The 20,732-nt window shown below is 70.6% G+C and carries 24 protein-coding genes; 10 read left to right on the forward strand and 14 right to left on the reverse strand.

Annotated features, from left to right (window positions below):
• Position 1 precedes the first annotated feature (1 nt).
• The 3 genes from tyrS (at position 2) to ACIBLA_RS10620 (ending at position 2,347) form a co-directional block, all read left to right on the forward strand.
• Positions 2–1,279 carry a tyrosine--tRNA ligase gene (gene tyrS, locus ACIBLA_RS10610; protein WP_363245831.1) on the forward strand — a complete coding sequence of 426 codons (1,278 nt, stop codon included), beginning with the start codon at positions 2–4 and terminating at the stop codon, positions 1,277–1,279.
• Between the two features lie 251 nt (positions 1,280–1,530).
• Entirely contained in the window at positions 1,531–1,905 is a 375-nt protein-coding gene (locus tag ACIBLA_RS10615; protein WP_363245830.1) for a DUF3099 domain-containing protein, read from the forward strand.
• Between the two features lie 184 nt (positions 1,906–2,089).
• Positions 2,090–2,347 carry a hypothetical protein gene (locus ACIBLA_RS10620; RefSeq protein WP_363245829.1) on the forward strand — a complete coding sequence of 86 codons (258 nt, stop codon included), beginning with the start codon at positions 2,090–2,092 and terminating at the stop codon, positions 2,345–2,347.
• Here the strand turns inward: ACIBLA_RS10620 and moaA are convergent.
• From moaA to ACIBLA_RS10635, 3 genes are all read right to left on the reverse strand, one after another.
• On the reverse strand, positions 2,330–3,319 hold the full coding sequence (gene moaA / locus ACIBLA_RS10625; protein ID WP_363245828.1) for a GTP 3',8-cyclase MoaA: 990 nt from the start codon (positions 3,317–3,319) through the stop codon (positions 2,330–2,332). The genes ACIBLA_RS10620 and moaA overlap by 18 nt on opposite strands.
• Before the next feature lie 158 nt (positions 3,320–3,477).
• Entirely contained in the window at positions 3,478–5,106 is a 1,629-nt protein-coding gene (locus tag ACIBLA_RS10630) for a cation acetate symporter (RefSeq protein ID WP_399198466.1), read from the reverse strand.
• A 14-nt stretch (positions 5,107–5,120) separates the two neighbouring features.
• Positions 5,121–5,489, reverse strand: coding sequence for a DUF485 domain-containing protein (locus ACIBLA_RS10635; protein ID WP_363245827.1), 369 nt, complete (start codon positions 5,487–5,489; stop codon positions 5,121–5,123).
• 236 nt (positions 5,490–5,725) lie between these two features.
• Here ACIBLA_RS10635 and ACIBLA_RS10640 point away from each other — a divergent pair, with 236 nt between their 5' ends.
• Positions 5,726–7,255: a S8 family serine peptidase gene (locus tag ACIBLA_RS10640; protein ID WP_363245826.1), complete on the forward strand. Its 1,530-nt coding sequence runs from the start codon at positions 5,726–5,728 to the stop codon at positions 7,253–7,255.
• Positions 7,256–7,287: 32 nt separating this feature from the next.
• On the opposite strand, the gene ACIBLA_RS10645 is transcribed toward ACIBLA_RS10640, so the two are convergent.
• Positions 7,288–7,962: a lysoplasmalogenase gene (locus ACIBLA_RS10645; RefSeq protein WP_399198378.1), complete on the reverse strand. Its 675-nt coding sequence runs from the start codon at positions 7,960–7,962 to the stop codon at positions 7,288–7,290.
• Complete coding sequence (locus ACIBLA_RS10650; protein ID WP_363245824.1) at positions 7,947–8,780, reverse strand: sterol desaturase family protein; 834 nt, start codon at positions 8,778–8,780, stop codon at positions 7,947–7,949. The genes ACIBLA_RS10645 and ACIBLA_RS10650 overlap by 16 nt, the downstream gene beginning before the upstream one ends.
• A gap of 194 nt (positions 8,781–8,974) precedes the next feature.
• Between ACIBLA_RS10650 and ACIBLA_RS10655 the strand changes: the two genes are divergently transcribed.
• From ACIBLA_RS10655 to ACIBLA_RS10670, 4 genes are all read left to right on the forward strand, one after another.
• Positions 8,975–9,997, forward strand: a complete 1,023-nt coding sequence (locus tag ACIBLA_RS10655; RefSeq protein WP_399198379.1) for a DEDDh family exonuclease — start codon at positions 8,975–8,977, stop codon at positions 9,995–9,997.
• 63 nt (positions 9,998–10,060) lie between these two features.
• Complete coding sequence (locus tag ACIBLA_RS10660) at positions 10,061–10,294, forward strand: hypothetical protein (RefSeq protein ID WP_329389300.1); 234 nt, start codon at positions 10,061–10,063, stop codon at positions 10,292–10,294.
• 106 nt (positions 10,295–10,400) lie between these two features.
• Entirely contained in the window at positions 10,401–11,189 is a 789-nt protein-coding gene (locus ACIBLA_RS10665) for an SURF1 family protein (protein ID WP_399198380.1), read from the forward strand.
• Between the two features lie 88 nt (positions 11,190–11,277).
• Positions 11,278–12,033 carry an SDR family oxidoreductase gene (locus ACIBLA_RS10670; RefSeq protein WP_363245821.1) on the forward strand — a complete coding sequence of 252 codons (756 nt, stop codon included), beginning with the start codon at positions 11,278–11,280 and terminating at the stop codon, positions 12,031–12,033.
• 59 nt (positions 12,034–12,092) lie between these two features.
• On the opposite strand, the gene amaP is transcribed toward ACIBLA_RS10670, so the two are convergent.
• Genes amaP through ACIBLA_RS10695 form a run of 5 tightly spaced genes read right to left on the reverse strand, consistent with a single transcriptional unit; the run spans position 12,093 to position 14,443 of the window.
• Positions 12,093–12,671, reverse strand: a complete 579-nt coding sequence (gene amaP, locus ACIBLA_RS10675; protein ID WP_363245819.1) for an alkaline shock response membrane anchor protein AmaP — start codon at positions 12,669–12,671, stop codon at positions 12,093–12,095.
• A 4-nt stretch (positions 12,672–12,675) separates the two neighbouring features.
• Positions 12,676–13,380: a DUF6286 domain-containing protein gene (locus ACIBLA_RS10680; protein ID WP_363245818.1), complete on the reverse strand. Its 705-nt coding sequence runs from the start codon at positions 13,378–13,380 to the stop codon at positions 12,676–12,678.
• Positions 13,377–13,721: a hypothetical protein gene (locus ACIBLA_RS10685; protein ID WP_363245817.1), complete on the reverse strand. Its 345-nt coding sequence runs from the start codon at positions 13,719–13,721 to the stop codon at positions 13,377–13,379. Before ACIBLA_RS10685 ends, ACIBLA_RS10680 begins: the two co-directional genes overlap by 4 nt.
• Positions 13,722–13,727: 6 nt before the next feature.
• Positions 13,728–13,919, reverse strand: coding sequence for a hypothetical protein (locus tag ACIBLA_RS10690; RefSeq protein WP_363245816.1), 192 nt, complete (start codon positions 13,917–13,919; stop codon positions 13,728–13,730).
• A gap of 35 nt (positions 13,920–13,954) precedes the next feature.
• Entirely contained in the window at positions 13,955–14,443 is a 489-nt protein-coding gene (locus ACIBLA_RS10695; RefSeq protein WP_363245815.1) for an Asp23/Gls24 family envelope stress response protein, read from the reverse strand.
• A gap of 92 nt (positions 14,444–14,535) precedes the next feature.
• Here ACIBLA_RS10695 and ACIBLA_RS10700 point away from each other — a divergent pair, with 92 nt between their 5' ends.
• Positions 14,536–15,237, forward strand: coding sequence for a hypothetical protein (locus tag ACIBLA_RS10700; RefSeq protein WP_363245814.1), 702 nt, complete (start codon positions 14,536–14,538; stop codon positions 15,235–15,237).
• A gap of 192 nt (positions 15,238–15,429) precedes the next feature.
• Here the strand turns inward: ACIBLA_RS10700 and ACIBLA_RS10705 are convergent, their stop codons facing one another.
• The 3 genes from ACIBLA_RS10705 to ACIBLA_RS10715 form a co-directional block, all read right to left on the reverse strand.
• The gene (locus ACIBLA_RS10705) at positions 15,430–16,221 is read right to left on the reverse strand and encodes an enoyl-CoA hydratase/isomerase family protein (RefSeq protein ID WP_363245813.1); all 792 of its coding nucleotides are present in this window, start codon (positions 16,219–16,221) and stop codon (positions 15,430–15,432) included.
• Positions 16,222–16,349: 128 nt separating this feature from the next.
• Positions 16,350–16,568, reverse strand: coding sequence for a helix-turn-helix domain-containing protein (locus ACIBLA_RS10710; RefSeq protein ID WP_023542602.1), 219 nt, complete (start codon positions 16,566–16,568; stop codon positions 16,350–16,352).
• Positions 16,569–16,904: 336 nt separating this feature from the next.
• Entirely contained in the window at positions 16,905–18,503 is a 1,599-nt protein-coding gene (locus ACIBLA_RS10715) for an ABC-F family ATP-binding cassette domain-containing protein (RefSeq protein WP_363245812.1), read from the reverse strand.
• A gap of 234 nt (positions 18,504–18,737) precedes the next feature.
• Between ACIBLA_RS10715 and ACIBLA_RS10720 the strand changes: the two genes are divergently transcribed.
• Complete coding sequence (locus ACIBLA_RS10720; RefSeq protein ID WP_399198382.1) at positions 18,738–19,139, forward strand: VOC family protein; 402 nt, start codon at positions 18,738–18,740, stop codon at positions 19,137–19,139.
• Positions 19,140–19,189: 50 nt separating this feature from the next.
• Here ACIBLA_RS10720 and ACIBLA_RS10725 read toward each other — a convergent pair whose 3' ends face one another.
• The gene (locus tag ACIBLA_RS10725) at positions 19,190–20,623 is read right to left on the reverse strand and encodes a hypothetical protein (protein WP_399198383.1); all 1,434 of its coding nucleotides are present in this window, start codon (positions 20,621–20,623) and stop codon (positions 19,190–19,192) included.
• Between the last annotated feature and the right edge of the window lie 109 nt (positions 20,624–20,732).

The following is a 20,732-nucleotide window of genomic DNA, read 5'->3' on the forward strand; positions in this document are numbered from 1 at the left end:
CGTGACGGATATCGTCGACGAGCTGCGGTGGCGCGGGCTGATCGCCCTGTCCACCGACGAGGACGCGTTGCGCAAGGCGTTCGCGGACGGCCCCGTCACGTTCTATTGCGGCTTCGACCCGACCGCGCCCAGCCTGCACCTGGGGAATCTGGTCCAGATCCTCACCATGCGCCGGATCCAGCGGGCGGGGAACCGTCCGCTGGGTCTGGTCGGCGGGGCGACGGGCCTGATCGGCGACCCCAAGCCGAACTCGGAGCGCACGCTGAACGAGCCCGAGGTCGTCGGCGAGTGGGTGGAGCGGCTCCGGGGGCAGATCGAGCGGTACCTGGACTTCGACGGTCCGTACGCCGCGACGATGGTCAACAACCTGGACTGGACGTCGGGTCTGTCGGCGATCAGCTTCCTGCGCGACGTGGGGAAGTACTTCCGGGTCAACAAGATGATCGCGAAGGAGGCGGTCGCGCGGCGGCTGAACTCCGACGCGGGCATCAGCTACACGGAGTTCAGCTACCAGATCCTTCAGGGCATGGACTTCCTGGAGCTGAACCGGCGCTACGGCTGCACGTTGCAGACCGGCGGCAGTGACCAGTGGGGCAATCTCACGGCGGGTACGGACCTGATCCACCGGGTCGAGCCCGACGCGTCGGTGCACGCCCTGGCGACCCCGCTGATCACGAAGGCCGACGGCACCAAGTTCGGCAAGACGGAGTCCGGCACGGTCTGGCTGGACCCCGAGCGGACCACGCCGTACGCGTTCTACCAGTTCTGGCTGAACGCGGACGACCGGGACGTCTCCAAGTTCCTGCGGATCTTCAGCTTCAAGTCCCGCGAGGAGATCGAGGAGTTGGAGAAGCTGACCGAGGAGCGTCCGCAGGCCCGTGCGGCGCAGCGCGCGCTGGCCGAGGAGCTGACGACGCTGGTCCACGGCGCCGATCAGTGCGCCGGTGTGGTCGCGGCGTCGAAGGCGCTGTTCGGCCAGGGGGAGCTGACCGGGCTGGACGCGGCGACGCTGGCGGCGGCCCTGTCCGAGGTGCCGCACGCGCGGGTGGCGGAGCTGGCGCCGATGGTGGACCTGCTGACCGAGGTCGGGCTGGCGCCGAGCAAGTCGGCGGCCCGTCGGACGGTGAAGGAGGGCGGGGCGTACGTGAACAACGTCAAGGTCACGGACGCCGAAGCCGTACCGGACGCCGGGGAGCTGCTGCACGGTCGCTGGCTGGTGCTGCGCCGGGGCAAGAAGAACCTCGCCGCGGTCGAGGTCACGGCGGACGCGGCGTCCTGATCCGGCGCGGGAAAGCGGTACGGCCCGGTACGCGTACGGCGTGCCGGTCCGTACCGCTGTCGGGCAGGTGGGACCGGTCCGGGTGTGTCGCGTATACGCCGCTTGTCGAACAGGGCCGTACGTGCGCGGGCGGGGACGGGGTGCGCCGCCGTCGAGCGGTACCCCCTCTCGTAGTGGGCGCAGGGCGGGCGTACCGTTGAGCGGGTCCGGCACGGGGAACGGCCGGCGAGGGAATCGGATGGTGGATCGTGATGCGGAAGCAGCGCAGCGCCGAGGTTTTCCGTATCACGGGCGCGAGGCGGGGGCTCGACGAGGACGTGCGCGGCAGGCAACGGCGCTATGTCATCTCGATGCTGGTGCGCACCCTCGCGGTGATCCTGGCCGTGGCTCTGTGGAATGTGGAGCGATATGTCGCGATTGCCTGCCTCGTACTGGGAGTCCTGCTGCCGTACGTGGCCGTGGTGATCGCCAACGGGGGACGGGAGAACGGTGGTTCGCTGCCGTCGACGCACCTCGCTCCGCCGGCCCGGCCGATGATCGCTCCCGCTCCGGCGGCGGGTGGAGCGGAATCCGGCACACGGTCCGCGAACTTCGAACATCCCGGTCCCCCACACGAGCGAAATTGAGCGGGCCCGGCCGCAAAGCTCAAGAAAAGCTCAGATCAATCATGAAGTTCCGGTGCACCTGACCCCGTTACCCGTGACATACTTTGTAGGCGCTCCGCATCCCCCGTCGGAGCGACGGACCGACGCCGGGCAGCTCCCCCCGTGGCTGCTCGGCGTCGCCTTTTTACGGCCTAGGCTTCAGGTCGTGGACCTCTTCGATTCTTCCAGCGCATCCTCCGGGCCCGACAGCCCTGTCTGTTCGGCCAAGGGCTGCCGCGCGGCAGCCGTGTGGGTGCTGGCGTGGAACAACCCCAAGCTGCACTCGCCCGAGCGCCGGAAGACCTGGCTGGCCTGCGACGACCACCGCGAACACCTTTCGTCGTTCCTCGGCGTCCGCGGTTTCCTGAAGGATGTGGTCACCCTGGCCGAGTGGGAGCGGGACAGCTCAGCCGCCGATGGCTGACATGGGACGGTCGGGCTGGAGGAACGTCGGGTCGTCCAGGCCGGAGCCCGCCTTCTTGCCCCACATCGCCAGCTTCCACCGCGTCGCGATGGCCTCGTCGGACGCGTCGGAGCGCAGGGCCGTACGCAGGTCGGTCTCCTCGCGGGCGAACAGGCAGCTGCGCACCTGACCGTCGGCGGTGAGCCGGGTGCGGTCGCAGGCGGAGCAGAACGGGCGGGTCACGGAGGCGATGACACCGACCCGGTGCGGTCCGCCGTCCACGATCCAGCGCTCGGCGGGGGCGGATCCGCGCTCCTCGCCGCCCTCCTCGGTGAGCGTGAAGCGGGTCCTCAGTGACTGGAGGATGTCACCGGCGGTGATCATTCCGTCGCGCTTCCAGCCGTGCTGGGCGTCGAGGGGCATCTGCTCGATGAAGCGCAGCTCGTAGCCGTGTCGGACGGCCCACGCGAGGAGTTCCGGTGCCTCGTCGTCGTTGAGCCCCGGCATCAGCACGGTGTTGACCTTGACGGGGGTCAGTCCGGCCTCGCGCGCGGCGGCCAGGCCGTCGAGCACGTCCTGGTGGCGGTCGCGCCTGGTGAGGGTTTTGAAGACGTCGCGGCGCAGGGTGTCGAGCGAGACGTTCACCCGGTTGAGGCCCGCGGCCTTCAGTGCCGCGGCCGTGCGGCCGAGCCCTATGCCGTTGGTCGTCAGCGACATCTTGGGGCGCGGGGTGAGGGCCGCGCAGCGCTCGACGATGCCGACGAGACCGGGCCGCAGCAGGGGCTCACCGCCGGTGAAGCGGACATCGCGGACGCCCAGCCGGGTCACGGCTATGCGGACGAGTCTGACGATCTCGTCGTCGGTGAGCAGATCGGGCTTGGCGAGCCATTGCAGGCCCTCTTCCGGCATGCAGTACGTACACCGGAGATTGCACTTGTCGGTGAGCGAGACGCGCAGGTCGGTGGCTGCCCGGCCATAGGTGTCGACGAGCACGGTGAGCCCCTTCCCTCGTGGTGTCCTTCGAGCGTACGGCAGACCTCTGACAACGGCCGGGGCCGCTTGCGACGAGGAGCGGCGTGGTCGCGTCGTAGGACTCTACGACGCGGCCACGCCGAATGCGCTCGCTTCGGTGGAAGACGATCAGGGATCGATCAGTGCGCCCCGGTGCCGGTGAGCGACTTGACCTCCAGCTCGGCGTACTTCTTGACGTCCGGCTCCTCCTTGGAGAGGAGCGATCCGAGCCAGCCGAGCAGGAAGCCCAGCGGGATCGAGATGAGACCCGGATTCTCCAGCGGGAAGAAGGCGAAGTCCACGCCCGGGAACATCGAGCTGGGCTTGCTGGAGACGACCGGCGAGAACAGCACCAGCAGGACGGACGAGGTGAGACCGCCGTAGATCGACCAGAGCGCGCCCGTCGTCGTAAACCTCTTCCAGAAGAGGCTGTAGAGGAGCGTCGGCAGGTTGGCGGAGGCGGCGACCGCGAAGGCGAGGGCCACCAGGCCGGCGACGTTCAGGTCGCGGGCGAGGGCGCCGAGCGCGATGGAGACGATGCCGATGGCGACGGTCGCGTAGCGCGCCGCGCGGACCTCCTCCTTCTCGGTGGCCTTGCCCCGGCGGATGACGTTGGCGTAGATGTCGTGCGCGAACGACGACGAGGACGCCAGTGTCAGACCGGCCACGACCGCGAGGATGGTGGCGAAGGCGACCGCGGAGATGATGGCTAGCAGGATGGCGCCGCCGGTGGAGTCCCCGCCGCCGCCGATCTCCATCGCGAGCAGTGGCGCGGCCGTGTTGCCCGCCGGGTTGGAATCGGTGATCTCCTTCGGGGTGAGCAGCGCCGCGGCGCCGAAGCCCAGGGCGATGGTCATCAGGTAGAAGCCGCCGATGATGCCGATGGCCCAGTTGACGGACTTACGGGCCGCCTTGGCCGTGGGCACGGTGTAGAAGCGGATCAGGATGTGCGGCAGACCGGCGGTGCCGAGGACGAGCGCGATACCCAGGGAGATGAAGTCGAGCTTCGAGGTCTCCGTGAGGCCGTACTTGAGTCCCGGCTCCAGGAAGGCGGTGCCCTTGCCGCTGTTGGAGGCGGCGGTGCCGAGCAGGTCGGAGATGTTGAAGTTGAACTTCAGCAGCACCAGGAAGGTGATGAGCAGGGTGCCCGCGATCAGCAGGACGGCCTTGACCATCTGGACCCAGGTGGTGCCCTTCATGCCGCCGATGGTGACGTAGACGATCATCAGGATGCCGACCAGGGCGACGATCAGGATTTTGCCCGCGTCGCTGGTGATGCCGAGCAGCAGGGAGACGAGCACGCCCGCACCGGCCATCTGGGCGAGCAGGTAGAAGATCGAGACGACGATGGTGGAGGCGCCCGCCGCCGTACGGACGGGGCGCTGGCGCATCCGGTAGGCGAGGACGTCGCCCATGGTGTAGCGGCCGGAGTTGCGCAGCGGTTCGGCGACCAGCAGCAGCGCGACGAGCCAGGCGACGAGGAAGCCGATGGAGTAGAGGAACCCGTCGTATCCGAAGAGGGCGATGGCACCGGCGATACCGAGGAAAGAGGCGGCGGACATGTAGTCGCCGGAGACCGCGAGGCCGTTCTGGAAGGCGGTGAACTGCCGTCCGCCCGCGTAGAAGTCGGCGGCGCTCTTGGTCTGCCGGCCGGCCCACACGGTGATGACGAGGGTCGCGATGACGAACAGGGCGAAAAGCGTGATGATCAGCGGCCGGTGCTCGCTGGCGTCGGTATTGGCCAGATGTACGTTCGCGGCCTCACTCAGCTGAATGGTCGGGCTCACAGGTCGGCCTCCATACGGGACTTGATCGCCGCGCCCTTGGGGTCGAGCTTCTGCGATGCGAACTTCGCGTAGAACCAGGCGATGAGGAAGGTGGTGAGGAACTGACCGAGGCCGAAGACGAAGGCGACATTGATGTTGCCGAAGAGCTTGGTACCCATGAAGCCGCCGGCGTAGTTGGACAGCAGGACGTACAGCAGGTACCAGGCGATGAAGGCGATGGTCAGGGGGAAGGCGAAAGAGCGGTACGTACGGCGCAGTTCACCGAACTCGGCGCTCCCCTGGACCTCGACGAACTGTGCTGTCGTGGGCTGGGCGGGGGTGCTGGAGTCCGATTCGCCCTGGGGCGGCGGTCCATCGGTAGCCACGGAATCTCCTCGTGACGCGGGTGCGGTAGGGGTGTTCATGGGTGTCCTCACTCGGGGGGTGATGTTGCTCCACCCCCTGACAACGGCACGGAGAGCGTGGCGAAGTGGTTCAACACCCGCGTTTTTCTGACCGAAATCGTTGCTGAGCAGCGATGATCAGAGATAGCTTCGCTCGTCATGTACCCGCCCATGCGCAGCGTGCGCAGGGGCGGCCTCACGGATGATGTGGAGAACCCATGGCTCATCTGAGATCCAGACAGCGGCGCGCACTGGCTCTGCCCGTCGGTCTGGCGCTCGTCGCCTCGCTCGGCTTTCTGCCGGCCGGCGCGGCTTCGGCGGCGCCGGCAGACGTCCCGGCCGCCGTTTCGGCGGACGGCCCGAAGATGTCGTACGTCGTGAACACCAACGGCGGGCACTCCACCGTCAAGTCGGTGAAGAAGGCCATCGCCGAGGCCGGCGGGACAGTCGTGATCGCCTATGACCAGATAGGTGTCATCGTCGTCCATTCGCAGAACCCGGAGTTCGTGAAGACGATCCGCAAGGTCCGGGGCGTCGCTTCGGCGGGGGCCACCCGCACGAATCCGATGGCGGCCCAGACCACCACGGACATCGACGCGGAGCAGCCGCTGTCCGCCAAGGAGGCCAAGGCCGCCGCGGCGACGGCGTCCGAGGACCAGGACGCGCTGGAGCCTCTTCAGTGGGACCTGCCGGCCATCAAGGCCGACAAGGCGCACCAGAAGTCGCTGGGCAGCAGCAAGGTCACGGTCGCCGTGATCGACACGGGTGTCGACGACACCCACCCCGATCTCGCGCCGAACTTCGACCGCCGCGCCTCGGCCAACTGTGTGGGCGGTACGCCCGACACGACGGACGGCGCCTGGCGTCCCGCCGCGGGCGAGAGTGACCACGGCACGCACGTCGCGGGCACGATCGCCGCGGCCAAGAACGGCACCGGTGTCACCGGCGTCGCTCCGGGTGTGAAGGTCGCCGGCATCAAGGTGTCGCAGCCCGACGGCTTCTTCTACACCGAGGCGGTCGTCTGCGGCTTCGTCTGGGCCGCCGAGCACGGCGTCGATGTGACGAACAACAGCTATTACACCGACCCGTGGCTGTTCAACTGCGCCGACGACCCGGACCAGAAGGCCCTGGCCGACGCCGTCGGGCGGGCCACCCGGTACGCCGAGGGCAAGGGCGTCGTGAATGTCGCCGCCGCCGGCAACTCGGACATGGATCTGGCCGCCGACGAACTGATGGACGGTTCCAGCCCGAACGACACCGTTCCGAGTGAGCGCGTGATCGACCCCGACACATGCCTGGACATCCCGGCCCAGCTGCCGGGTGTGGTCACGGTCTCCGCGACCGGTGCGAAGAACCTGAAGGCGTCGTACTCCAACTACGGCCTCGGGGTCGTCGACATCGCCGCTCCCGGTGGCGACCGAACGGCGTACCAGACGCCGGAGGCGCCCGCCGTCAACGGTCTGATCCTGAGCACGCTGCCCGGTGGTGGCTTCGGCTACAAGGGTGGTACATCGATGGCTTCCCCGCACGCGGCGGGTGTCGCGGCGCTGATCAAGTCGACCCACCCCTACGCCTCGCCGTGGCTGGTCAAGACGTTGATGAACGTCCAGGCCGACGCGACGCCGTGCGGCAACCCGTACGACATCGACGGTGACGGCACCGTCGACGCGGTGTGCGAGGGCAGCAAGAGCAAGAACGGCTTCTACGGCGTCGGCACCGTCGACGCGCTGGACGCCGTCAGCCGGTAACGGCGACCGCGTGAGCGGGTGAGCGGGCCGTCCTACGGGGCGGCCCGCTCAGTCGTGTACGGGGCCGGTACGGCGGCCCGCAGGACCCCGGCCGTGAGCAGGGCCTGGGCCGCGATGTAGGTGAGCATGATCCAGAGGTCCGCGACGGGTGGCCGCGGCCACTCGGCGACGCCGGCGGCGATCAGCGTGTCGGAGAGCAGGAAGAGCGCGCCGCCCGCGCCCGCGAGCGGGCCGAGACCACTGGCCCGGTAGGCCATGGCGGCCAGCAGCAGGCTGTATCCGGCGACGGGGACGCGCAGTTCGGCGGGGAGGTCGGGCCAGAGCAGAACGAGCGTCACGACGACCAGCAGGCCGTATCCGAGGGCCAGATCCACGCGGGTGCGGCGGCGGCCGAACAGCGTCAGGTAGCAGACGTGTCCGGCGGCGAAGCAGCCCATGCCCGCGAGGAACGCCCCGTCGGCCGACGAGAGCAGGAACACGTCGCCGCCCCAGCCGAGGAGCAGCGCGGCGACGAGCAGCCGCGGACCGCCCCGCGCGGCCACGTACACGGCGAGCAGCGGCATCAGCAGGGGCTTGGCGAGGAGTTGGCCGGTCCGTGCGTCCGCGGCGACGCTCACCAGCTCGGCGACGGCGGCGAGTGCGAAGGCGGCGAGTGCGAAGGTGGCCAGGGGAGGCTTCGCGAGCCGGTCGCTCATTCGGGCTGCCATCCGGGTCCCCGGAAGAGACGTCCGGCCCGTTCGCGCCAGTCGCGGGCGGCGCGCAGGTCGCGGGCGATGGCGGCGTACTCGTGGGTGGCGACCCGCAGCGGGTTGTAGGTCTCTATGTTCTTCGTGAGCCCGAAGACGGGCCGCTCGGTCTCGGCCGCGAAGGAGCCGAAGAGGCGGTCCCAGACGATCAGGATCCCGCCGAAGTTGCGGTCCAGGTAGCCGCCTTGGGAGGCGTGGTGCACCCGGTGGTGGGAGGGCGTGTTCAGGACGTACTCGAAGGGCCGGGGCAGCTTGTCGATCCGCTCGGTGTGCACCCAGAACTGGTAGACGAGGTTCGCCGACGAGCAGAAGGCGAGCGCCGCGGGGTGGACCCCCAGCAGGATGAACGGCAGGTAGAACGGCCAGACGGTGAGTGAGGTCCAGGGCTGGCGCAGCGCGGTGCTGAGGTTGAACTTGCGGCTGGAGTGGTGGACCACGTGGCAGGCCCAGAGGATCCGTACGACGTGGTGACCGCGGTGGGACCAGTAGTAGAGGAAGTCCTGCGCGAGGAGCATCAGCGGGATCGTCCACCACAGGACGGGCACGCGAAGGGGTGTCAGCTCGTACGCCGCCGTGTAGATGGCGACGACGGGGATCTTCCACAGGAGGTCGAAGCCGAGGCTGCCGAGTCCCATGGAGAGGCTGGTGGCGGCGTCCTTGCCCGAGTACCCGGCGGCGTCCTCGTCGGGATGGAGTCGGTAACTCACCACCTCGACAAGGGTGAGCAGGACGAACGCGGGGATCGACCAGAGCACGACATCGGGCAGGTTCGGCGGCATGTCAGCACCGTAGGGCGGGGCGTCGGCCCCGGCTAGATGGTGTTACTGACAAGTATATGAGACGTCCTGTCAGCGGATTTTGGTGGCTTCCACCAACGGGTGACCGGACGTCCCGTCAACTCCCGGGCCCTGCGGGCGGGCCGACGACCGGTCAGAGGCGTGTCACGGACTGTCAGTCGTGGCCCGTATTCTCTGTGACCATGCTCGACGACCCTGCGATTTCAGCGATGTGGCCGGCCGCGTACCCCCGGGGATACGCGGTCGTCGACGTGGAGACCACCGGACTCGCCCGTGACGACCGGATAGTGTCCGCGGCGGTGTACCGACTGGACGCGCGGGGCGACGTCGAGGACCACTGGTACACGCTGGTCAATCCCGAGCGGGATCCCGGCCCGGTCTGGATCCACGGTCTGACGGCCGATGTACTGGCGGGCGCACCGCTGTTCAGGGATGTCGCGCACGATTTCTCCGAGCGGCTCGCGGACCGGGTGCTCGTCGCGCACAACGCGGCCTTCGACTGGTCGATGATCTCGCGGGAGTACGCACGCGCCAAGGCGACCGCGCCCACACGCCAGCGGCTGTGCACCATCGCCCTGGCCAGGGAGCTACGACTCCCCCTGCCCAACCACAAGTTGGCCACGCTCGCCGAGCACTTCGGCGTCGTGCAGCAACGCGCGCACCACGCGCTGGACGACGCGCGGGTGCTCGCGGAGGCGTTCCGGCCGAGCCTGCACGCGGCGGCGCGGGACGGGGTGCGGCTGCCGCTGCTCGAATGCCGGCCGCTCACCGAGTGGTCGGACACCCCGGCGACGCCGCCGCTGATCGGCCGTCAGACGGCCTACCGCCCGGCGACCTGGCGTCCGTCGCGCCGGCTGCCGCCCTGTCCGTATCCGAACCCGGGGCGGTACGAGAGCGACAAGCCGCTCGCGCAGGGGATGCGGGTGGCGTTCTCGGGCGACACGTCGGTCGACCGTGAACTGCTGGAGGACCGGGCGATCGAGGCGGGGCTGCATGTCGCCACCAGCGTCTCGCGCAAGACGAGTCTCCTCGTGACGAACGATCCGGAGGCGGCGACGTCCAAGGCGGTGAAGGCGGCGGAGTACGGCACGCCGGTCGTCGACGAGGCGGCGTTCACCCACCTGCTGCGCGACGTGGCCCCGTCGCCGTCGGCGCTTCCCGCGGCGGTACCCACGGTGGTGCCCCCGTCAGACGGGTGATTGCGCCGCGACTCGCCCGCCGTCCGCTCGCACACCGCTCCGCCGCGTCCCACCCTGTGGCGCATGGCACGTTGCGAAGTCTGCGGAAACGAATACGGCATGTCCTTCGAGGTGCACGCGCAGGGCGCGGTGCATGTCTTCGACTGCTTCTCCTGCGCCATCCACCGCATGGCGCCCGTCTGTGAACACTGCCGGGTCCAGATCATCGGCCAGGGCGTCGAGGTCGAAGGCCAGTGGTTCTGCGGCGCCCACTGCGCCCGCGCGGAGGGGAAGGCGGGCATCGTCGACCGGGTGTGAGGGGCGCCGGCCCACGGGGCGGGGCGCCGGCGGTCCGGGCCGGGGCGCCTGCCGGACGGGTGACCCGCTGCCGGTGCCGCCCGGCCCGCCGGGTACCGTCAAAGGCGTGTACCGCTTCCTCTTGTCGCGGCAGTGGGTGATCCTCACCCTGCTCGCCCTCGTCCTCATCCCCGTGATGATCGAGCTGGGCTTCTGGCAGCTGCACCGCCACGAACGCCGGGTGGCGCAGAACACCCTGATCGCGGACAACCTCAAGGCGAAGCCGGTCCCGGTCACCGAGCTGACCTCCCCCGGCCACACCGTCCCGCGCGCCGACTACTGGCGGCAGGTCGAGGCCACCGGCAGATTCGACACGGAGCACGAGGTCGTCGTACGCCGCCGGACCAACACCGACGAGACCGTCGGCTTCCATGTCCTGACCCCGTTCGTCCTCGACGACGGCCGCGCGGTCCTCGTCAACCGGGGCTGGATCCCCTTCGGCGAGGACCAGCGGTCCTTCCCCGACATCCCGGCGGCGCCGAAGGGCGAAGTCACCGTCACCGGCCGCCTCAAGGCCGACGAGACGACCCGCAGCAGCGGCATCAAGGAGCTGAGCGACCTCCCGGACCGCCAGGTGATGCTGATCAACAGCGCACAGCAGGCCCGGTCCCTCGGCCGTACCGTCCTCGGCGGCTACATCGAACAGACCGCTCCTGCGGCGGCCGGCGGCAGCCCGGAGCAGATCCCGAAGCCCGACTCCAGCTCGATCGGCGCGCACATGGCGTACGCCGTGCAGTGGTGGCTGTTCACCGCCGGTGTGCCCGTCGGGTGGGTCGTTCTCGTACGGCGCGAGAAGCGCGACCGGGCGGCGACCGCGACCCGGAGCGCCCCCGAGCGTGAGACGGCAGCCGTGTAACTGAGTCGCTGCGCGCTGGCGTTCGGGCATATCGGTCCCGCGTGGACGGCCCTGGCCCCGGCGATGGCGGAGAAGGCAGGATGGGGCCATGGATCTTGGACTGAAGGACCGTGTCTACGTCGTCACCGGGGCGTCCCGGGGGCTGGGGCGCGCGTCCGCCGAAGCGCTGGCGGCGGACGGCGCGAAAGTGGTCGTCACCGGACGCGACGAGAAGTCCGTCGCCGAGGCGGCGGCCTCGATCGGCCCGAACGCGTTCGGCGTCGCCGCGGACAACGCCGACCCCGCTGTCGCCGAGCGTCTGATAGCGGTGGCGCGCGAGCGGTTCGGCGGCTTCGACGGGATCCTGATCAGCGTCGGCGGCCCGCCACCGGGGCTCCCGCTGGACACGACGGACGAGCAGTGGCGGTCGGCGTTCGACTCGGTCTTCCTGGGCGCGGTACGGCTGGCGCGTACGGCGGCGGCGGAACTGGCCGACGGCGGGGTCGTCGGCCTCGTCCTGTCCGGCTCGGTCTACGAACCGATCCGCGGCCTCACGATCTCCAACGGCCTGCGGCCTGGTCTGGCGGGTTTCGCGAAGTCGCTGGCCGACGAGGTGGGTCCGCGCGGCGTCCGCGTGATCGGCCTGCTGCCGGCCCGGATAGACACCGATCGCGTCCGCGAGCTGGACGCGCTGTCCGGCGACCCGTCGGCGGCGCGGGCGTCGCACGAGTCCCGCATACCGCTGCGCCGCTACGGCACGCCGGAGGAGTTCGGCCGTACGGCGGCGTTCATGCTCTCCCCGGCGGCGTCCTATCTGACGGGCCTGATGCTCCCGATCGACGGCGGCACCCGGCACGGCTACTGACCCTTCCTGCCGGGGCTCCGCCCCGGACCCCGCGCCTCAAACGCCGGGGGGCTGGAAGTTCAAGTCACCCTCTGCGCCCGGTGCTTGGCGGCACGCAATCTCGCCTCCGTCGGCAGCGACTCCAGCCCCGCCGAATCCCGCGCGTGCGCCACCGCCTTCTCCGTCAGCCCCTCGAGCGCGGTCCCCGGCGCCACGTGCGGCTCCAGCAGCAGCCGTACCCGCGCCTCCGGCGCACTCCGGCGCCCCGTCAGCCGGACGCGTGCCCGCGCCACGCCGTCCAGCGACTGCGCCTCGCTCTCCAGGACGTTCTCCAGCGCCCGCCCCCGCAGCAGCGCCCCCTCTCCGTCGCCGCTGTCGACCAGCACCTCGGACAGCCGCGGGCGGCGCAGTTGGGACAGCAGCCACCACAGCGTCAGCAGCACCAGGACCGCGAGCACCGCGATGACGACCGGCCACCACCAGCTCTGGTCGCTCCAGCGCACACGGTCGGCGTGGCTCAGCAGGACGTCCTCCTTGCCGGAGTAGGGCCACCAGGACGGGACGGACACGCCCAGCCCCGTCGCGAGCAGCCCGCCGCCCACGCACAGCAGTACCAGCCCGACGAGACCCAGCAGGACACGGTTGACGACCCTGACCATCCCGTCATCCCTTCTTCTTCGGCCGGCGGACGTACACGGAGAGCGCGGGCGGCTTGACGAGCCCCAGCTCGCCGATGCCGGTGCCCAGGGCGGTGTCGAGATCGGCGCGTACGTCGTCGAGTTCGCGGAAGTGGGACACGGCCCGGACCCGGACCTTGGACCGGCGGGCCCGTACCCGTACGGACTGCACACCGGAGACTTCGAGCGCCCGGTCGCGCAACATCAGCGCCGCCGCCTCCCGGTCGAGTCCGGCCCGGACCCCCGCCGGGCCGCGCCGCATCGGCAGGATCTCGCGCAGGCCCGGCGTCAGGGCGAGGACGATCAGCCAGAGGCCGAGGACCGCCGCGACGCCCGTGCCGACGAGGACCCAGGTGTTGTCCAGGGGCTGGGTGGCGAGCCGGCCGGCGAGCCAGCGGCGCCAGTACATGGCCGGGTGGTCGGCGCGGACGGCCGCGACGTCGTACAGCAGCAGCGCCGCCGCGCCGAGCAGGACGGCCGCGACGACGGCGGCCGGGATCCGGCGCCAGGACCAGAACCGGCCGGCCTTGCCGTCTCCGTCGCCCTGTCCCGTCGCCGGCCGCCTCGGTTCGTACCGCGCGGCGGAGGCGGACTGGTCCAGCTCCATCACGTCCGCGCGGACGGCGCCCGCGGCGCGCTCGGTCCCCTCGCCTGCCGGTTCACCCGCCGACCCATCCGCCGGTTCACTCATTGGATCCTCCCCTGCGCCGCGCGGGTCTGGGCGGAGTGCAGCCGTTCGACGACGACCGCCACCTCGGGCACGTCCATCCCCGCCAGAGCATGTACCCGCTGGGCGACCCGCTGACGCACCGCGCCGCACCGGGCGCCGATGTCGGAGGGGTAGTCCAGCTCGACTCCGACCCGTACCCGCGCGACGTCGTGGTGGACCAGGACGCTGGCGTGCGGCGCCTCGCCCCCGACCGGTACGCCGTCCAGCGCCTCCCGCGCCGCCTGTGCGGCGATCTTCGCGACGACCCGGTCGGCGATCGTGGTCGCCCCCCGCTCCGCAGCCGCCACCCGCTCACCGGCCACGGGCGGTCACCGCCGACGTTCGTCGCGTTCGCGACCGCGGAAGAGGTCGCCCGCTTCCAGATCGCCGTCGAGGAATCGGCCGGCCACGAAGCCGACCGCGCCCAACGCGGCCACCAGCAGAAAGGCCCCGAAACCGCCGAAAAACCCGGCGAACGCCAGGGCCATACCGGCCAACAGGCCGACCACCGCCATGCTCATCCTGTGACTCCTCCTCGGTCTTGCGGACCTGTCCGTTACTGGAGCCGGGACTCGGGCTCGTCGTCCTCTTCGTCGGGCAGCTTCACATCGCTGACGGCGATGTTGACCTCGACGACCTCAAGGCCCGTCATCCGCTCGACGGCGGAGATCACGTTCTCCCGTACATCGCGGGCGACGTCGGCGATCGACACGCCGTAGTCCACGACGATCTCCAGGTCGAGGGCGGTCTGCACCTCGCCCACCTCGGCCTTCACGCCGCGCGAGACGGACTTGGTGCCGCCGGGGACCCGGTCGCGTACGGCACCGAAGGTGCGGGACATACCGCTGCCCATCGCGTGGACGCCGAGCACATCACGCGCGGCGAGGCCGGCGATCTTCTCGACGACACCGTCGGCGATGGTGGTCCGTCCGCGGACGGCGGGGGCGCCGCCGCCCCTCCTGCCGGGGGACGACTTCCGCTGATCATCGGTGGACGACGACTTGGCGGACGGCTCGGACTGGTTGCGCTGTGCGATGTCGGACATGCGATTCGCCCCTTTCCGGGCGCCGGTGGACTCGATGCCCACATTAAGGCGACTTGCCCGGTCTTGCGCCGGGAATACGGCAGTGTGGGCCCATGACGACTGGGCGCGGTGGCAAGGGTGCGGACGGATGGGGTGCGGCGGTACGCGAACGGCTCGGCCTCGGCCGACTGCTCCCGCTGGGCGACGCGGCGGACGGCGCGTGGCTGGCCGAACGGGCGGCGACGACCGCGCTGCGAGGCACGGCCGCACGGGTGCCCGGCGCAGTGCTCGGCCGGCTGCGGCTCTGTCTGGCCGATCCCGGCTCGACGGAGCCGCCCGCGGTGCCCCCGCCGCCCGGCGCGCTGCCGCCGGGGGTGCTCCGTATCGAGGGGGATTTCGCGGCGGTCGCGGGCCGGCCGCTGCCCGACCTGGCCGAGCGGCTGCGTACGGCGCTGTACGCGCACGCGGTGGACCGGCTGGGGCTGCGGGTGACGGAGGTGGACCTGCGGGTGACGGCACTGCTGGAGCGGGAGCCGGAATCTTCGGGAGCGGCTGAGCCAGTCGAGGCAACAGCCGTCACCCCGGACGGCACGGTGGCGCTCAACGCGGCGAACGTCCCCGGCGTCGCCCATCTCTCCGGGGCGCTCGGCACCGCGGTGCTCGTGGCCGAGGGCCATGCGCGCATCGAGTTGGCGACGGCGGCGGGCCACCATCCGTCGAAGGTGGCGCGCGCCGTCAGCGAGACGGTCTCGGCGTCACTGCCGGGTCACCCGACGGTCGCCGTACTGATCACGGCGGTCGACGTCAGGGCCTGATCCGAAAAGGCCGTGTCTGACAAATCCCGCCTGGCCGCGCGACGCCCGGCACGCACGCCCGCCGCGTTGGCAGCGCTCTCGAAGGCATCCGAGTACGCCCAGTACGAGAGCGATCCTCCGCCTTGCGATCGCACGCACCGGACGCCGCGCGCCCCGCCCCAAGGGCGGACGGCGCTATTTGTCAGACACGGCCTAGTCGCCCAGTCCCGCCAGGTCGCGCAGTCGGCGTGCCTGCGCGGCGCGCTCGGCGGCGCGCTGTTCGTCGTACGTACGCGTCGAGGCGCCCCGCAGCAGGGCTTTCGTCTCGACCGTCGCGTCGCGCGGCGCCGCGAGCAGGGCCGCGGTCAAGTCCTTCACCGCCGCCTCGAGTTCGGCCGGTGGCACCACGAGATTGGCCAGGCCGGTGCGCTCGGCCTCATCGGCCTGGACGAAGCGGCCCGTCGCGCAGATCTCCAGCGCGCGGGCGTATCCGACGAGCCCGACGAGGGGGTGTGTGCCGCCGAGGTCGGGGACCAGCCCCAGGCTGGTCTCGCGCATGGCGAACTGCACGTCCGACGCGACGACTCGCAGGTCGCACGCCAGCGCGAGCTGGAACCCGGCGCCGATGGCGTGTCCCTGGACGGCGGCGATCGACACGATGTCGCTCCGGCGCCACCAGGTGAAGGCGGACTGGTACGCGGCGATGGCCGCGTCGAGGTCCGGGTCGGAACGGCGTGCCAGTTCCGGGAAGGAAGGTTCACCGTCGAAGCCCTCGGGGCTGAACGCCTGCCGGTCGAGGCCGGCGGAGAAGGACTTGCCTTCGCCGCGCAGCACGACGACCCGCACGCTGCCCGGCAGTGACTGTCCGGCTTCCGTCAACGCCCGCCACAGAGCGGGAGACTGAGCGTTGCGCTTGGCCGGGTTGGTCAAGGTCACCGAGGCAACCGCGTCCTCGACGGTGAGCCGTACGCCGTTCTTGTCGAGTACGGGATCGAGCGAAGTCATGGGGTGCCTCCGGTTCGGTGCAGTCAGCACAACTGGCTAAGTGACTGCACAGTAACCACCCGGTCGACCGCGACGACCGGCCGGGTGGTCACCGGCGGACCGGTGGCCGGAGAAGCGGTGCGCGGTCGTCAGGCCGAGGCCTTCTTGCCACGTGTCGCTCCCCCGCGTCCCCGCAGTGTGACTCCGGATTCGCTGAGCATCCGGTGGACGAATCCGTATGACCGGCCCGTTTCCTCGGCCAGCGCACGGATACTCGCACCGGAGTCGTACTTCTTCTTCAGGTCTGCCGCGAGCTTGTCGCGCGCGGGGCCGGTTACCCGGCTGCCCTTCTTCAGAGTCTCGGCCACCCGTGCCTCCTCATGGAAGTGCGCTCTGGACTTCTCATGATCACCCCTCGGGGCGCTCCTGGCCACCCATTCAGCAAGGTTCGCACCACAAGCTTCGACGGAGCCCAGGATTCGAACACGAACGGAATTCTTACTTCCAGACCAGTGTCTGCACACCGGTCGCCGGAAGCACACAAGAAACAGCAGGTCAGACACGGTGCCCCGGAGAGCTGATCGAAATGGACCCGGAACCGCTTGATCGTCGGGGCGCCACGCCAAAGTACGAGACGCACTCACCCAGATGATGGATCACCGCTGAGCCGAATGATCCATACGGAGTGGATCACGATCGTGCGGTCAGGCCAGCGCCACCAGATCCGCGTAGTCCGCGCCCCACAGGTCCTCGACACCGTCGGGCAGCAGGATGATCCGTTCCGGTTCGAGCGCCTGGACGGCGCCCTCGTCGTGGGTGACGAGGATGACCGCGCCCTGGTACGTGCGCAGCGCGCCCAGGATCTCCTCACGGCTGGCGGGGTCGAGGTTGTTCGTGGGCTCGTCCAGCAGCAGCACGTTGGCCGACGAGACCACCAGGGTCGCCAGCGCGAGGCGGGTCTTCTCGCCGCCGGACAGGACACCGGCCGGCTTGTCGACGTCGTCCCCGGAGAAGAGGAAGGAGCCGAGGGTCTTACGGACCTGGACCAGGTCGAGGTCCGGGGCCGACGAGCGCATGTTCTCCAGGACCGAGCGCTCGGGGTCGAGCGTCTCGTGCTCCTGCGCGTAGTAGCCGAGCTTGAGGCCGTGGCCCGGTGTCACTTCTCCGGTGTCGGGCTTCTCCACCCCGGCGAGCAGCCGGAGCAGTGTGGTCTTTCCCGCGCCGTTGAGGCCGAGGATGACGACGCGTGAGCCCTTGTCGATGGCCAGGTCGACATCGGTGAAGATCTCCAGGGAGCCGTACGACTTCGACAGGCCCTCGGCGGTCAGCGGCGTCTTGCCGCACGGCGCCGGGTCCGGGAAGCGCAGCTTGGCGACCTTGTCGGACTGGCGTACGGCCTCCAGGCCGGACAGCAGGCGCTCGGCGCGGCGCGCCATGTTCTGCGCGGCGACGGTCTTGGTGGCCTTGGCGCGCATCTTGTCGGCCTGCGAGTTGAGGGTGGCGGCCTTCTTCTCCGCGTTGGCCCGCTCGCGCTTGCGGCGCTTCTCGTCGGACTCGCGCTGCTGCTGGTAGAGCTTCCAGCCCATGTTGTAGACGTCGATCTGGGAGCGGTTGGCGTCCAGGTAGAAGACCTTGTTGACGACCGTCTCGACGAGGTCGACGTCGTGGGAGATGACGATGAAGCCACCGCGGTACGTCTTGAGGTAGTCCCGCAGCCAGACGATGGAGTCGGCGTCGAGGTGGTTCGTCGGCTCGTCCAGGAGCAGGGTGTCGGCGTCCGAGAAGAGGATGCGGGCGAGTTCGACACGGCGGCGCTGACCGCCGGAGAGCGTATGGAGGGGCTGGCCGAGGACCCGGTCGGGCAGGCCGAGCGCGGCGGCGATGGTGGCGGCCTCGGACTCGGCGGCGTAACCGCCCTTGGTGAGGAACTCCGTCTCCAGGCGCTCGTACTTCTTCATCGCCTTCTCGCGGGTGGCGCCCTTGCCGTTCGCCATCCGGTCCTCGTTCTCGCGCATCCTCTTCAGGACGGTGTCGAGGTCGCGCGCGGAGAGGATGCGGTCGCGGGCGAGGGTGTCGAGGTCGCCGGTGCGCGGGTCCTGCGGCAGATAGCCGACGTCGCCGGAGCGGGTGATGGTGCCGGCGGCGGGGATGGCCTCACCCGCGAGGCACTTGGTGAGGGTGGTCTTGCCTGCTCCGTTGCGGCCGACGAGGCCGACGCGGTCGCCCTTGGCGATACGGAAGGAGGCGGACTCGATGAGGACACGAGCGCCGGCGCGCAACTCGACACCGGTGGCGGTGATCACGGGAAAACTCCAAGGCGGTATGGACGGCGGAAGGGCGGGCGGAGGGGATTCTTCGACGCCGGCTAATGCACAAGGAGAAATGCCATACGGCCGAGTCTACCGGGACCGCACAACTGGTTTACGCCTGGCGGAGTCTGTCCGGGGCGGTCGCCCGAGAGGCGTTGTCGGTGGCCGGTGCGAGACTGTGAGAAGTGAGACGCAGGTCACAGCCGAGCTTGGAGAAGGGTGATCAGCATGGCCGGTGCGCCGAGTATCTGTCCGACGCTCGTCTACGACGACGCGAAGGCGGCCATCAGGACGCTGAAGGACGCCTTCGGCTTCACGGAGCTGAGTGTGTACGAGGGCGAGGACGGCAGCGTGCTCCATGCCGAACTGGCCCATGGGAACGGCATCGTGATGCTGGGGTCCGGGAAGGGCGACGGCGTCTTCGCCAAGGCGATGGCGGGCGGCGGGCCCGCCGGGATCTATGTGGTGGTGGAGGACGTCGACGCGCACCACGCGCGAGCCGCCGCACAGGGCGTGGAGATCCTGATGCCGCCGACGGACCAGGACTACGGCTCGCGCGACTACATGGCGCGGGACGCGGAGGGCAACGTGTGGAGCTTCGGGACGTACGCACCGGGCGCCGGGGGCTGAGCGCCCGGCCGCCGCCCGGTGGCAGGCCGGCCGACGGCGGCCGGGGCCGGTCAGGCTCCTCCGGTGTGGACCTGGAACGCCGCCCGGCGGACGGCCTTGGCGAGGGCGGGGTCCGGGTGCGCGGCGGCCAGCGCGACCAGGACCTGCACGGTGCGGGGGTGGCCCACGGCCCTGATCTCGTCCAGCAGTGCGGGGACGGTGCCCTGGACGGCCGAGTCGAGATGGCGGACCAGCAGCGCGGTCTCCCCGTGGTCGGCGACGGCGGCGGCGGTGTCGACCCAGAGCCAGGTCGACTCGTCGCGGGTCAGGACGTCGGGTGCGTCCTCAGGGTCCGTGCCCTCGTATTCGGCGAGCCAGAGCAGCGCGTAGGGGCGCAGTGAGGGTTCGGCCGAGGCGGTGCGCACCTCGGACTCGGCGGGAGCGCCGACGACGCGCAGCGCCTCGAAGGCGAGTCCGCGCAGGAGCGCGTCCTCGCCGCGGGCCACGGCGAGGAGTTCGGTGACCGCGCTGCCGACGGGGCGGGCGGCGAGCCAGGCCCGGTATTCGGCGCGGGCCGGTCCGGGGGTGAGCCGCGCGCAGCCGCGCAGCATGTTCTCGGCGGACTGCTCGATGTTGCCCGCCGGGCTCTGCGCGGCGACGCAGATCTGCTCCAGCTTGACCCAGACCGCCCAGTTCCCGAGCGGGGTGAGGGTCGCCTGGCCCTTGCCGAGGGTCAGGGCGCCGACGGCGGCCAGACCTTCCAGGGCCCAGTCGAGAAGCGGCGGCAGCGGGACCGTGCCGGTGGCCCGGTCGGCTTCGGGCTCGGGCTCGGGTGCGGACGCGGTCGGGGCGGCGGTGGGGCCGGACACGGTCGCGGGGTCGTACGGCACCTCGCAGCGCTCGTCGCGCAGTTCGGCGACGCGCTGCTGGAGCAGGTCGAGCAGGGCCGGTACGAGCACGGAGCCGGCCGAGAGCTGGAGGAGGGAGAGCATCTGGGGGACGGCTTCGACGACCTCGGCGACCGTCGCCGGGGCGACGTCGGCGGGGGCGGCGTGGACGAGCGACCAGGCGTCGAAGAGGGCGACCCAGCCGCGCAGGACGGCGGAGTCGTCACGGTTCCAGGCGCGCAGGCGCCAGCCGGGGCGTGCGGTGCCGCCGTGCAGTTCGACGAGCCCGGCGAGCCTGGCGCGGTCCCAGCCCGCGCTCACCTGGTCCGGAGTCAACTCCAGGGCGGCGGCGGCCCGTTCGCGGGCCGATGGGGCGAGGGGGCCCGCGCCGGGGTCGCGGTCGGCCGCGGCCCAGCGGGCGATCCGTACGGCGTCGGCGAGGACGGTCCGCGCCTGACGGGCCAGCTCCGCGGGGGGTGGTGTGCCCTCCGGCGGGCGGGGCGCCGGACGCGTGCGTCCGGTGGTCACGGCCCGTCGGGCCGTGGTCAAGGCTCGCGGGCGGACGAGTCGGAGTCTGGAGTTGCGCGCCAATTGCTCATCAGGCTTTCGGGACGTCACGGGAGCAGTCTTCCCGCTGATTGCCCGAAAGCCCAAACGGAACCTCCGGCCGGGGCCTTGCCCGGCCGGTCACACCGCCGGGAAGACACCGGACCGGAGGGTGGCCGTG

Source organism: Streptomyces sp. NPDC050433, from assembly GCF_044458565.1.
GTDB lineage: Bacteria > Actinomycetota > Actinomycetes > Streptomycetales > Streptomycetaceae > Streptomyces.